The organism is Desulfosediminicola flagellatus, assembly GCF_005116655.2.
Lineage (GTDB): Bacteria > Desulfobacterota > Desulfobulbia > Desulfobulbales > Desulfocapsaceae > Desulfopila > Desulfopila flagellata.
Map to the genome: position 1 here is coordinate 4,515,348 of NZ_CP050698.1, position 12,221 is coordinate 4,527,568.

Genomic DNA, 12,221 nt, shown 5'->3' on the forward strand with positions numbered 1-12,221 from the left:
TCAAGAAGTACGACTCAGTCACATTTTGTGCATATGTAAACTACATACATATTGTAGTGCCACCAACAACGAAGGCTGTCAAGGGAAAAGACTGTCGATCACTCCTCATCCCAACTGCTTTCAGACTAATGCATTCAAGCTGTTTCCGGCCCTCTGGAATATTTAAATAGACACAGGTATGAATGGTCACACATATTGCTGATTTTATAGCTCAGAAGCTTTGGAAGGTACCAAAGATTGATCATAAACATTTGGCCAGGAGACTTGTCCGACAATAATATTCCCTCGTCCATAAATACGAAAAAAGGCAGATAGTATTCTGCCTTTTCGCGATGTCCCTTTTTATCTACACCAACTTCTATTCTGATCATGTCATAGTGTTTATACCTCAGGCAAAGAAACCTAACTTTTAAAAGGTGTGCCAAATCGCTTGATTTATATAATAATTCCGATATACAATAGATAACCATTCAGATAAATCAAAAGAGGATATCGTGAATTCAATTATCGGAAGAACGCTGTTTACCGCATTAGTATTAGCCTTACTTTGTGTTGTATTTTCAGGATGTGTTCAGACTCAAAACCATTCTACAAAACAGATGATAGCCAAATCTGACAAAATCCTTCGGGTAGGTGTCTCGACTAATGCACCTCCCCTAGCCTACAAGCAAGGAGATACACTCACTGGGCTTGAGATAGATTTTGCCGGACAGCTCGGTGCTTTTCTGGATAAAGATATCCACTTTGTCGAACTGAAATGGGATGATCAGATTGCGGCGCTGGAAAACGGTAATATTGATATCATCATGTCTGGAATGACCATTACTTCATCACGATCCTACAGGGTTGCTTTCAGCAAGCCCTACCTCCGTTCGGGTCAGGTGTTTCTTGTTCGACTTGATGATGCTAAAAAATATTCGGACGGCATCTACTCTATCATGGGTAGCAATCCGGTTATAGGAACAATTTCTGGTACAGTTGGTGATTATTATATATCAAAAACAGTTGCCAAAGCAGATATCAAAAACTTCTCCACATCGACCAAAGCGGTAAATGCGCTGCTTGAAGGTCAGATCGATGTTTTCGTCCATGATGCACCGATCATTTGCCATTTTGCTGCAATTAACGAGGCCAATAAGCTGGTACCGATTCTAAAAATGGGAACTGAAGAATACCTCGCCTGGGCAGTCAGCAAAGACGACACCACCCTGCTCGAGAATATTAACCGGTTTATCACGACAAAGAGTCAAAATGGTCAATTGCAGGCCACTACCACAAAATGGATTCCTTTCCTGATGCGACAGTAAGCTAATGCTCTGTAGATCTTTAAATGTCGTAAAGATTGTTCTGCAATTTTAGTGCACTGCGAGGCACGAGTGAAGGAGCATAACAGGGCTATGTGACTGAATGAGAAACGAAGTCAGTGTGCTAAAAGGGCGGACAAGATCCGACAGTTAAGGGTTTATAGAGCACTAGGAGGCTGTCCGAGAATAGGAATTTTGGTTAAAATCGAGACATTTACAAAAAATAAGCACAGCCATATAGATGATATCGAAGTCTCACTTCGTTCGCTTATCTGCGAGCATTATTTTTTGAAAATCCCGAAGAGTTTGGGCAGATAGCGTAGACTTCGAAAGGCCATTGTCGGACAGCCTCCTAGGCAGCAATACTAAAACTGCGCACAAAGCGGATCTATAAAGCCTTTTAGTTTAGAATCAATATTGAGTATGAACACATCTAGCAGCTCCTTGCTCACCTCCTCACATGTATAAAAGGATAGATACCAGTATGTTCATTTTTTCATTTTCCAATGCTTAAGACGTCCTCTTCGGACATCAAGTCCAGACTACAGTCGTTCTCCCGATCTCTACTCTTTTAGAAAACAAAAAATGTAACTATTCAGTCAAGACCTAATACGTACCCTTTTTTGCAGGCCGTAACTGTTTAGCAGTGATCCAGATGGCCTCAAGCGGGACGATTGGCTATAGTATGCCTATGCGAAGCCTCTCGATCGGGGGCAGGTGGGGTGCTGCTGAATAGTTACCAAAAAATAATAGGCATTAACAATTTATTCTGGTATTCTAATTACGTGAACGTTAACGTAAGCCTGATCAATATACTCATACTTTTTTGAATATTATGACAACTACAGCCAGAGTTCATCTTGAAGTACGCGACAATATAGCATATGTGACCTTGAATCGGCCGGACAAGCACAACGGCTTAGATGAAGAAATGTTGACCTCTCTTATTCGAACAGCTCGATCTATCCGCAAAGACAGGTCCATCCGATGTGTCATTCTTAAAGGGAACGGACCTTCATTTTGCGCAGGTCTTGACTTTGGCTACGTCGCAAAACATCCGTACATGGTCCCGAAGTTTTTCGCCAAACTTCCCTGGTCAAAAGAGAACACGTTTCAACGGGTTGCCCATATCTGGCGGGATCTGCCGGTGCCTGTGATCGCAGTGGTCCACGGCAACTGTTTTGGTGGCGGTATGCAGATTATTCTGGCCTGCGATTACCGGATTGCTGAACCGACGACAACCCTTTCTATTCTTGAAATGAAATGGGGACTGATACCGGACATGAGCGGAATGGTGACACTGTCACGACTTGCCAGAGTGGATATTGCCCAGGAACTCACCATGACTGGTCGATTCTTTTCCGGCCTGGAAGGCGCAGAATACGGGTTGATCAGCAGAATCAGCGAGAACCCGCTGGCGGAGGCCGAAGAACTGGCACGTACAATATGTGAAAAAAGCCCGGACGCAATTGCAGCGACGAAATACCTTTTCAAAAAGACATGGAAGAAAGACACACGGATGGCTCTTCTTTGGGAGAGGCTTACCCAACTGCGTCTGTTTGCCGGTAAAAATCAGCGTATCGCCATGTACAACTCACTGAACAAGGAGAAAGAGCCTAAACCGTTTAAAATTCGATCGAGCTTCAGGTAGCTGCTATCGTCTATCTTTACTTTTCAAGGTCGATTTAATGAGCTTTCCAAAAGCCTTATCTTTCTTTCTTTTTTCGGAATAGGACATTTCGTAAAAAGCTGATTCACTTTGCATTTTCAAAAAGTTTTTAAGACGTTGTTCAGACAATTCACCATCCTCTATAGCTGCTAATATTGCGCAGCCTTTTTCAGTAGTATGCGAGCAATTACCAAATTTGCAATGCTGGGCCAACTCTGATATTTCTGAAAATGTTTCATCAAGCCCAATATCGACAGAGATATTTCCGAGTTCTCTCATTCCAGGAGTGTCAATTACCAACGCGCCATTCTCTAACTGTATGAGTTCCCTGCTTGTAGTGGTGTGCCTGCCTTTGCTCTCTTTTTTACTCACAGATTGTGTTTCAAATTGTGCGCGGCCTACGATTCTGTTTAGAAGAGTGGTTTTCCCGACACCGGATGAACCGAGCAGACAGTAGGTATGGCCAGGCAATAAAGAACGTTTAATCTCATCAATATTTTTCCCGCTCAAATTGCTAAAAGCCAATACAGTAGTCTCGGGAGTTATGCTTAGAATGTTCGCCGTTATTTCCTCAACCTCATCCTGAGAAATAAGATCACACTTGCTCAGCAGTATTACCGGGGTAATCTTACTTTCGTTTACCATCACGAGATATCGCTCTAATCTTCTCAGATTCAGATTGTAATCTATAGATTGAATGATAAAGGCAACGTCAATGTTTGCTGCGATGAGCTGAAACTCGACTTTTTTCCCTGCCGTTTTTCTTTTCAACAACGTTTTTCGAGGTATCACTCCATGGATTATTGCAAGCGAATCGTCATCATAAAAATCAACATATATCCAGTCACCAGTTGTTGGAAGATCTGCCGAAGAACTTGCCGTATACAACACATTCCCTGCTAACTCGGCAAACACGTCCCCATCCCCTTTCGTCACAACATAGCTATCTTTGTGCACTGAAACGACACGCGCAACTTCATGAATAACTGTCATATCAGTGTCAACTTGAGTACGAAACCATTCGCCGTAACCTAAACTTTCGAGTTTATCCATAATTCCATTCTCAGTTGGGATATAACATACGTGTTAACTGCACGTTCTACGGGCATTGAAATGGTCAGATCTCAATTGCTTGCGAACGTATGGAAATAGCATTAAGCAGTCTGAAGTACGATTTTGGGGTCGTACCTCAGACTACTCGCACTGTAATCATCTTGATAATGAGAAAAGATTAGCAAGTAACAATGTAGATTATCATTTCGTTACTTTTTACACGCAGAATGCGAACCTGTACAGGTTCCATCTTTCGCATCGCGAATATCACTCTGGTGTTTGGCGATGGAAATAATAGTTTTCAGCCCGCTCTCTGCTTCAGCGGTGAGCCCTGCTTTTTACAATTTTTCAGCTTCTTCAACGATTGCCAGAAAAGCTTTGGCGATTTTATCTGATGCCAGCATGGTATCTCCCTGTATGTTTCATTCAAGTACGTTATTTATACACATCGATCAAGTTCGTACTGCAATACTAAAAGTAAGACAGCTAATGAAAATGTCTTCCACCATTTTTGATAACCGCTCTATGCACTTCAACAATAAACACATCCAGATTATCCCCACATTCCGGATAAGAAGAAGACAGAGAAGGTGGCAGTAAAACCGACATAGCCCCTTCTCGATTTTTGAGCTATATTTGAGAGTCAAAAAGACTGGATAGAAGATACGTCTGAACACTCATATAAATGATATACTTAACCCTTCAGAACTACAGGGACGACAACCGATGATCAGTGAAAAGCGCTCATTAGACAAAATTTTCATTTATCCCTGCCGTGGCAAATGCAACGCAGGCAGGTTGACTTCCCGTGCAACGCAGGAGCTTATTCTTCAGGGTAAAGCAGAATGGTTTATTGCTCAGCCTGGAGAAGCGTTAAACGATATTGTAGCCAGAACGATTAATGGTCGCCCCTTTATTATCGTGGATGGCTGCCATCTGGAGTGCGGTAGGAAATATTTTGAATCGCACGGCTGTGCATTCGAATTTCATCTTTCACTGGCAGATCTTGCAATAGAGAAGGAATGTGAGGAAGGAATAATCGATGAAGAGTTACAACTTGTTAAAGATGCAATTATTGCAGAGAGCACAAGGATATCAGAAAAGCCTCCAGTGCTATTAACACCATGCTGGTGCAGGTAACTGAAAAGCTTAAAGCATCTTTGCTTACCTCACGCACATTACATTATTGAAATTGCAAAAACGCTTCAGAATAATTGAGAAAAAAAATAGAACGCTGTAGCTGAACAGTAGGAATCCGACAAACGCCCAGTCCTCTAGAATTAGGTTATAAATGGCTGAAAAATGAAATACAGCCCAAGCGCACCGATACACACTCCAGCAAGTTTTCGAAAGATGCTACTCCCTCTATTCCAGGCTTTGTTTTCTAAAAATCTCTTAATAAGAGCTGTAGAACTGCCAGCCAAAGCAATCGGGACACAGTGACCTAACCCGAAGAGAACTATTAAAACCACTCCGGTAAACAGGTGGTTCTGGATAGTGATGATTGCAAGAATAGGAGCAATAAAGCCAAAGGTACATGAACCGGAAAGGACGCCATAGGCCAACCCAAGAACAAGTGCACCGGCCACCCCTTTAACCTGAATCTTTGCCATCATCCCCGATGACATTGAACATTGGGCTAAGCCGAGAAAATCAAGAGATACCCACACAAGAATTGCCCCGACAGCTATACTCATATACGGCCCGACATCCCCCAGCATTCTGCCAAGCAATGCACAGACAACTCCAATAACTGCAATCGTAATAAACAGGCCGAAGGTGAAAACGGCCGCATACAATACAGCTTTTCGCCCTTCGACAGCATGATTCTGACCCGCGACATAACTCACAATCAACGGAATGGAAGCGAGATGGCATGGGCTGAAAAGAACGCTCACTACTCCCCATAAAAAACAGCCAAGACCTCCTATAAGGAGACCTTGGCCTATCAAGGAATGTATAGTCAGAAAAAGCTGATCCATTGACTATTCAACCCCATTCTTCTCTAATTCATCGACGATGCTGGCTTTATCAAGAAAACCAACATGTCTGGACACCTCTTTTCCATGAGTATCGTAGAAAATCTGTGTCGGTATCATTTTTACACCATAGTTCTTTCCTGCATCAGGGTTTTCCCAGACATCTATAAAGACAATTGCAGCACGGTCTTTATACTCTTTCTCCAGTTCGTCCAGAATCGGTGCCATCATTTTACAGGGGATACACGTCCCGGCACCCAAATCGACCATTGTCACCATTCCCGGCACTGGAATCTGTTTTTCATGTTTAACAGTTCCTGCAGATGCGAAAGTGGTCAGCAAGAGGATCGATGAGAGTATGACCCAGAATTTAATGTAATAGTTTTTGAGAGAACGATTCAACATATGCATCCTTATTGGCACTCTAATTGTAAAAATTTCATAGCGTCGTTCACCACGCTATCGATGGCTTTCGGGGAAACATCAGTATTGCCTTTTTCAAATCCCAACTCACTGATGACGATATGATTAAATTTTGTGAAACCTGCCACCTCAAGCGACTTTTTCGCACAGACGAGTGAACACCCGTCAATTGCCAGAATAGAGGAGGCGGCTTCAGTTGTCTTGACTATGCCACTCACCTGACCTCCAATCCCAGCAAGGCAGAACATTTTGCCGCGTCCTTCACGGTTTAGTTTACGGGCAGCCTGATCGGCTAGTTCACCAACATCAGCAGCACCGGAACATGAAAAGATAAGATTGGGTCCTGAACTACATGAACATCCACAGGTGGTTAATGTTGAACTCATTACCATTCTCCTCTTTTGATTTATGTCACGACTATTTCAGCATGTCCTTTATTTCATTCAGGGAAGGTACGCGCCCGACACTTTTAACCTCGCCGCCAATTACTAAACCGGGGGTCATCATTACTCCGAATGCCATGATATCATTAAAATCTGTTACCTTTTCCAGTTCGTATTCAATACCGAGTTCGTCTGCGGCCTGGGCTGCAGACTCTGCCAGTTGATTGCATTTAGCACATCCGGGTCCTAGAACATGAATTTTCATTGTTTTCTCCAAAAGTAAATTTATCCGGCAATTAATCCGAAAAGCATTCCGCTTATAGTGGCCATAACGATAACAAGGCTTACAAAAACAGCTGTCTTCTTTGTTCCCAGCACTGAGTTAATTACCAACATATTGGGAAGGCTGAGAGCAGGCCCGGCAAGCAGCAAGGCAAGTGCTGGACCATTACCCATACCGTTTGCCATAAGGCCTTGCAATATAGGTACTTCTGTCAAGGTGGCAAAATACATAAATGCACCGGCGAAAGAAGCAAAGAAATTAGAAAATAAGGAATTACCACCAACCGCCCGGGCAACCCATTCTGAAGGAATCAACCCTTCATGACCGACGCGGCCAAGCAATATACCTGCAATCAATACACCAAAGAGCAAGAGAGGGAGAATCTGTTTGGCAAAGGTCCATGATGACGAAAACCACTCACCATTTTCGCCCTTATCAATGCTCGTAATGACAGAAAGTCCAACAAAACCTGCTGTGAAAGGTATAAGCGGTTGATCGTTAAAAACGTAGGCAAGTAGAGCCACAGGAAGTGCAACAGCAGCAACTTTCCAGGCACGCATCTTAAACCAGAAGATGAGCATCAGACCGAAAAGTATGGCGAATACTGAAGTAATGATCCATTTACCGTTAAATAGTGCAGCCCAGATGCCGGATGTGGCTTCAGGTTTTCCCCAGTTGGCAAATACCAGAATCCCCACCATTGAAAAGAAGTAGAGGCCTGTCTGCCACAGAGGACGGGTAGCAGGTTCTTCAGGCATTGCCATCTGAACCGCCATCTTAGCCTGCTCTTCCTTACGGAAGATAAATGCCATTAATACTCCGATAACTATACTGAAAACTACAGCTCCCACAGCTCGTGCAATTCCCATTTGCGGCCCGAGAATACGCGCTGTCAAGATAATAGCCAACGCATTAATAGCAGGCCCTGAATAGAGAAATGCGGTTGCAGGACCTAGACCCGCACCCATTTTGTAGATTCCGGCAAAAAGAGGAAGAATGGTACACGAGCAAACAGCCAGGATAGTTCCGGATACTGATGCAACGCTATAGGCAAGGATCTTATTAGCACCGGCACCGAGGTATTTCATCACTGAATTTTTGCTGACGAAAACACCAATCGCTCCGGCAATAAAAAAAGCGGGAACGAGGCACAACAACACATGCTCACGGGCATACCACTTAACCAAATGAAACGCCTCCAGCACTGCGAGGTCAAAACGCTCTGTCCCTACTGGTAAATAAAAACACCCCACAAATATCGCTATAATCCATACCAGATACTTCCACTCATTTTTCCAATTCATGGTTCTTGTCTCACAATGTGTTATTTGGCAATATGACCAAACATTAAACCAAAAAAATATATTATAACAACTCTGCCTGTTCTTCAGCCTGTGTCTTTATTACTGCTTCAATACACGACATATACTTTAAAATACATGGAACCTTAAGCTTGTAATAAACCTGCTTGCCCCGTTTTTCGTCAGTAACAACTCCAGCCGCTTTAAGGACAGAAAGGTGCTTTGAGATTGTGGAGAAATCAGCATCAATAAATTCAGCCAGCTCACAGACACATTTTTCCCCATCTTCCAACTGCTCAGCCATCCATAAGCGTGTCGGATGCCCAAGAGCCTTGAGTACATTAGCTTTTGCTTCGATGAGTGCCTTCTGTTTTCCTTTCATTACATCCCCCTTAATTGCACACATGGTAAAACGACCAAATGTTATTGTCAAGCCCGTTTTTCATGGTTGAATATGAAACGTCAAAAGGAAGTACCACTACGTGCTATCTCTATACAATTCTACCAATTTCCCCTTTAATGGTCCCCATCAAAGATGATACGATATGTGTGGTTAGGAGTCCTGACTGAGGATGACATTGACAGTTGTAGACATTACATACGGAAATCATACCTATTACTATATTACATTTTTTCCATACAAGGAGGTGAAATTACAGCAACTCGAAACACCACGGGGGGAGATTTTTTTAACGATGAACCGTACGATTTTACAATCCGGCAAAATCGAGAAACGTTTCATCAACTATCCCGAATGAGGCCAATAATGAAAAAAATGCAAAAAGGATTAGCTACAACATGTGTCTTTTTCTCTCTGGTATTTCTCGTCTGTTCTATTTTCACAATCAGCAGTTCATCATTTGCAAGCACAGGAAAGACACTCGATAATCTCCAGGCTGCATATGATGGTGAGAGCAATGCCAATGCTAAGTATCTGGCATTTGCCGCCAAGGCTGATGAGGAAGGGTACGGCGAGGTAGCAAGCCTGTTCAGAGCTGCTGCTAAAGCCGAACAAATCCATATGGCAAGCCATGCCAAAGTAATACAGGAAATGGGAGCTGTTCCTATTGCTAAAATCAAAGAAGCACAGGTGTTGACAACGAAGGAAAATCTGCAAGCTGCAATCGAGGGTGAAACCTATGAGAAAACAATGATGTATCCGGAATTTATATCAGCGGCTGATCAGCGACAATTATAATTCCCCCCTAACGACAATTATTTTTCCCGGAAAATTGTGATCCGATTATTCATATCTCTCAAAGGAGGGATATGAATGGTCACAGACTTTCAGGTGAGAAAATTGAAGAAATATTTAAGTCAGGGAAAAACATTAGAGGTCGCATCACTGAAGGCTGGCATGGATGAAAAAACTGGCCGCAAGTATCGTGATCTTGAAAAGTTACCAAGTGAAATTAACGCTGAACGAATACGAGATTGGCGAACTCGAGACGACCCTTTTGATGATGTATGGTCCTCGGTTACACCATTTTTAGAAAGCAATGACGCCCTTGAGGCCAAAACACTTTTCTGTCACCTGCAACGACTTCACCCTGGCCGTTTCAGCGATGGTCAGCTTCGGACTTTTCAACGTCGAGTAAAAAACTGGCGTGCTACAGCAGGCCCTGGTAATGAAATTTATTTTCCGCAAAAGCATCACCCTGGCAGATTAGGCCAATCAGATTTCACCCATATGGATAAATTGCAAATTACTATTGCAGGCCAGCCATTTGATCACCTGGTATTTCATTTTGTTCTGACCTATTCAAACTGGGAAACGGGGACAATATGTTTTTCAGAAAGTTTTGAGAGTTTAAGCGAAGGACTGCAACAATGTCTTTGGCAACTTGGCGGTGCTCCCGAGCAACACCAAACGGATAGGTTGTCAGCTGCGGTAAATAAACCGGAAAATCTTGAAGAGTTTACTCGTGCATATCAAGGGTTATTGGACCACTACAATATGCAGGGGCGTAAAACAAATCCTTCCAGCCCTCATGAAAACGGAGACATTGAACAGCGCCATTATCGTTTTAAGAAAGCAGTTGATCAAGCACTAATGCTGCGAGGTAGTCGGGATTTTACTACGCGACAAGAGTATGAACTGTTTTTGCAGAAGCTGTTTGCACAACTTAATCGCAATCGTCAATCACGATTTCTCGAAGAACAGGCAGCCTTGAAACCCTTACCTTCGAGTAAGCTTGATACATGTACGCGTTTTGAAGTGAGAGTCGGACCGAGCAGCACTATCAGAATAAAACACAAAGTCTATTCAGTTAACAGTCGTCTGATAAAAGAAAAGGTCAACGTTCGCCTGTATTCAGGGCATCTGGAGATCTGGTATGGACAAAGTCATATTGAAAATATTCCGAGGATAAGAGGCAGCAACAAGCATTATATTCAATACCGTCATATCATTGACTGGCTGGTTCGCAAACCTCGGGCGTTTGAAAACTACAGGTATCTGAATGATCTGTTTCCAACCAGCAGATTCCGGATGGCCTATGATACTCTTGCTCAACAGCACTGTGTTACCAATGCTGCCAAAGAATACTTGTCAATTTTACAACTTGCTGCTCAGAAAAACGAGACAGCTGTCGATGATGCTCTGCGTTACTTGATTGCAGAAGAAGAACCAATAAATGCTACTGAGGTACACAAATTTCTTTCCTTGAAACAGCCGGCTGAACCTGTCACTGACGTATCGGTGCAGACTGTTACCCTTGCTGGTTATGATCAACTCTTAGAGGAGGTCCACGGATGAATCAAGCAGATAATGTGGTTACTCTGGAGAGGTCGTTAAAGCAGCTCTATCTATCAACTGTTCGAGCCTGTTATCGGGGCGAGGCTGAGTTAGCCAGGCAGGAATCACTGAGCTATGAAGCGTATCTCCAGGAGTTGGTTGTTCGAGAATGCGAAGAACGTCGGCACAAACGCATTGCGAGATATTTACGGGAATCCAGGCTGCCTCTGGAAAAAAGCCTGGCCTCGTTTGACCAGACTCGCCTTCCTGCTAAACTTCGTGGCTTGGTGAATAGCCTGTTGGAAGGTTCTTTCCTTGAACGATCTGAAAACATATTGGCCTTTGGAAATCCCGGTAGTGGCAAAACCCATTTGCTTTGCGCGATTGCGCAAGAGCTGATTAACAACGACAAGCGAATTCTCTTCACGTCCTGCAGCTTGCTTGTTCAAGATTTATTGGTGGCCAAAAGAGAACTTGTGCTACCCCGAATGCTCAAAAAAATGGTGAAATATGACGCGTTACTTATCGATGATATCGGTTACGTCCAGCAAAGCCGGGAAGAGATGGAGGTGCTGTTCACTCTACTGGCATACTGCTATGAACGAAGCAGCATCATGCTCACCAGCAATCTACCTTTTTCACAATGGGAAAAGATTTTTAAAGATCCGATGACCACTGCTGCTGCTATAGATCGCCTGGTTCATCACAGTGTCATCCTGGAGCTCAACCTCGATAGTTACAGGCTAAAAAAGGCAAAACAGAACTTGGAGGCAGGTTAATGCTCCTCAGTACCGGGGGCTCTGCCCCCAAACCCCCGAGGTTTAACGCATTGAGGCCATATGGATGGAGAAAAAAACAAAGACCGAGCAGTAACGCTCGGTCTCCATCCTTACGGCATTCATCTCGGCGCTCAGGTCGCTCCTCAGCGTTGCCCTATCCTCCGGATGAGTATTGAAATGTTACTTATGGAAATTTGTTTTAGCAAGAAGAAAAGTGATATTTTACCGTTAAAACAAAGTGTTAAAAGCGAGATGAGTCCGGAATTATAATTGTCGTCAACCCGGAGTTATAATTGTCGTTGAACAGCGG

Annotated in this window: 14 protein-coding genes and 1 pseudogene; 8 read left to right on the top strand and 7 right to left on the bottom strand. The window is 43.4% G+C overall.

Annotated elements, in window-relative coordinates:
• Nucleotides 1-494 precede the first annotated feature (494 nt).
• The gene (locus tag FCL46_RS18600; RefSeq protein ID WP_136810297.1) at nucleotides 495-1,307 is read left to right on the top strand and encodes a substrate-binding periplasmic protein; all 813 of its coding nucleotides are present in this window, start codon (nucleotides 495-497) and stop codon (nucleotides 1,305-1,307) included.
• 832 nt (nucleotides 1,308-2,139) lie between these two features.
• Nucleotides 2,140-2,955, top strand: coding sequence for a crotonase/enoyl-CoA hydratase family protein (locus FCL46_RS18605; RefSeq protein WP_136810296.1), 816 nt, complete (start codon nucleotides 2,140-2,142; stop codon nucleotides 2,953-2,955).
• A gap of 3 nt (nucleotides 2,956-2,958) precedes the next feature.
• Here the strand turns inward: FCL46_RS18605 and rsgA are convergent, their stop codons facing one another.
• Complete coding sequence (gene rsgA / locus FCL46_RS18610; protein ID WP_217909464.1) at nucleotides 2,959-4,026, bottom strand: ribosome small subunit-dependent GTPase A; 1,068 nt, start codon at nucleotides 4,024-4,026, stop codon at nucleotides 2,959-2,961.
• Between the two features lie 285 nt (nucleotides 4,027-4,311).
• Between rsgA and FCL46_RS18615 the strand changes: the two genes are divergently transcribed.
• Entirely contained in the window at nucleotides 4,312-4,626 is a 315-nt protein-coding gene (locus FCL46_RS18615; protein ID WP_136810294.1) for a hypothetical protein, read from the top strand.
• Nucleotides 4,627-4,752: 126 nt separating this feature from the next.
• On the top strand, nucleotides 4,753-5,166 hold the full coding sequence (locus FCL46_RS18620) for a putative zinc-binding protein (protein ID WP_136810293.1): 414 nt from the start codon (nucleotides 4,753-4,755) through the stop codon (nucleotides 5,164-5,166).
• Nucleotides 5,167-5,306: 140 nt separating this feature from the next.
• On the opposite strand, the gene FCL46_RS18625 is transcribed toward FCL46_RS18620, so the two are convergent.
• The 6 genes from FCL46_RS18625 to FCL46_RS18650 all read right to left on the bottom strand — a co-directional run bounded on the left by FCL46_RS18625 (nucleotide 5,307) and on the right by FCL46_RS18650 (nucleotide 8,777).
• Nucleotides 5,307-6,008: a cytochrome c biogenesis CcdA family protein gene (locus FCL46_RS18625; RefSeq protein ID WP_136810292.1), complete on the bottom strand. Its 702-nt coding sequence runs from the start codon at nucleotides 6,006-6,008 to the stop codon at nucleotides 5,307-5,309.
• 3 nt (nucleotides 6,009-6,011) lie between these two features.
• Nucleotides 6,012-6,410: a thioredoxin family protein gene (locus tag FCL46_RS18630; protein WP_136810291.1), complete on the bottom strand. Its 399-nt coding sequence runs from the start codon at nucleotides 6,408-6,410 to the stop codon at nucleotides 6,012-6,014.
• A gap of 8 nt (nucleotides 6,411-6,418) precedes the next feature.
• The gene (locus FCL46_RS18635) at nucleotides 6,419-6,814 is read right to left on the bottom strand and encodes a putative zinc-binding protein (RefSeq protein WP_136810290.1); all 396 of its coding nucleotides are present in this window, start codon (nucleotides 6,812-6,814) and stop codon (nucleotides 6,419-6,421) included.
• Between the two features lie 31 nt (nucleotides 6,815-6,845).
• Entirely contained in the window at nucleotides 6,846-7,076 is a 231-nt protein-coding gene (locus FCL46_RS18640) for a thioredoxin family protein (protein WP_136810289.1), read from the bottom strand.
• 20 nt (nucleotides 7,077-7,096) lie between these two features.
• Nucleotides 7,097-8,398, bottom strand: coding sequence for a permease (locus FCL46_RS18645; RefSeq protein WP_136810288.1), 1,302 nt, complete (start codon nucleotides 8,396-8,398; stop codon nucleotides 7,097-7,099).
• Between the two features lie 61 nt (nucleotides 8,399-8,459).
• Complete coding sequence (locus FCL46_RS18650; RefSeq protein ID WP_136810287.1) at nucleotides 8,460-8,777, bottom strand: ArsR/SmtB family transcription factor; 318 nt, start codon at nucleotides 8,775-8,777, stop codon at nucleotides 8,460-8,462.
• A gap of 462 nt (nucleotides 8,778-9,239) precedes the next feature.
• Between FCL46_RS18650 and FCL46_RS18655 the strand changes: the two are divergent.
• The 4 genes and pseudogenes from FCL46_RS18655 to FCL46_RS18670 form a co-directional block, all read left to right on the top strand.
• Nucleotides 9,240-9,581: pseudogene (locus tag FCL46_RS18655) on the top strand (rubrerythrin family protein); the annotation flags it as partial.
• Nucleotides 9,582-9,668: 87 nt separating this feature from the next.
• Complete coding sequence (gene istA / locus FCL46_RS18660; RefSeq protein ID WP_136810869.1) at nucleotides 9,669-11,153, top strand: IS21 family transposase; 1,485 nt, start codon at nucleotides 9,669-9,671, stop codon at nucleotides 11,151-11,153.
• Nucleotides 11,150-11,911 carry an IS21-like element helper ATPase IstB gene (gene istB, locus FCL46_RS18665; protein ID WP_136810868.1) on the top strand — a complete coding sequence of 254 codons (762 nt, stop codon included), beginning with the start codon at nucleotides 11,150-11,152 and terminating at the stop codon, nucleotides 11,909-11,911. Before istA ends, istB begins: the two co-directional genes overlap by 4 nt.
• 60 nt (nucleotides 11,912-11,971) lie before the next feature.
• On the top strand, nucleotides 11,972-12,181 hold the full coding sequence (locus tag FCL46_RS18670) for a hypothetical protein (RefSeq protein ID WP_136810867.1): 210 nt from the start codon (nucleotides 11,972-11,974) through the stop codon (nucleotides 12,179-12,181).
• The last annotated feature ends 40 nt before the right edge of the window (nucleotides 12,182-12,221 follow it).

Excerpts from the sequence above, each read along its gene's own strand:
- FCL46_RS18605 (WP_136810296.1), top strand. The coding sequence starts at position 2,140 with ATGACAACTACAGCCAGAGTTCATCTTGAAGTACGCGACAATATAGCA.
- rsgA (WP_217909464.1), bottom strand. The coding sequence starts at position 4,026 with ATGGATAAACTCGAAAGTTTAGGTTACGGCGAATGGTTTCGTACTCAA.
- FCL46_RS18615 (WP_136810294.1), top strand. The coding sequence starts at position 4,312 with ATGGAAATAATAGTTTTCAGCCCGCTCTCTGCTTCAGCGGTGAGCCCT.
- FCL46_RS18620 (WP_136810293.1), top strand. The coding sequence starts at position 4,753 with ATGATCAGTGAAAAGCGCTCATTAGACAAAATTTTCATTTATCCCTGC.
- FCL46_RS18625 (WP_136810292.1), bottom strand. The coding sequence starts at position 6,008 with ATGGATCAGCTTTTTCTGACTATACATTCCTTGATAGGCCAAGGTCTC.
- FCL46_RS18630 (WP_136810291.1), bottom strand. The coding sequence starts at position 6,410 with ATGTTGAATCGTTCTCTCAAAAACTATTACATTAAATTCTGGGTCATA.
- FCL46_RS18635 (WP_136810290.1), bottom strand. The coding sequence starts at position 6,814 with ATGAGTTCAACATTAACCACCTGTGGATGTTCATGTAGTTCAGGACCC.
- FCL46_RS18640 (WP_136810289.1), bottom strand. The coding sequence starts at position 7,076 with ATGAAAATTCATGTTCTAGGACCCGGATGTGCTAAATGCAATCAACTG.
- FCL46_RS18645 (WP_136810288.1), bottom strand. The coding sequence starts at position 8,398 with ATGAATTGGAAAAATGAGTGGAAGTATCTGGTATGGATTATAGCGATA.
- FCL46_RS18650 (WP_136810287.1), bottom strand. The coding sequence starts at position 8,777 with ATGAAAGGAAAACAGAAGGCACTCATCGAAGCAAAAGCTAATGTACTC.
- istA (WP_136810869.1), top strand. The coding sequence starts at position 9,669 with ATGGTCACAGACTTTCAGGTGAGAAAATTGAAGAAATATTTAAGTCAG.
- istB (WP_136810868.1), top strand. The coding sequence starts at position 11,150 with ATGAATCAAGCAGATAATGTGGTTACTCTGGAGAGGTCGTTAAAGCAG.
- FCL46_RS18670 (WP_136810867.1), top strand. The coding sequence starts at position 11,972 with ATGGATGGAGAAAAAAACAAAGACCGAGCAGTAACGCTCGGTCTCCAT.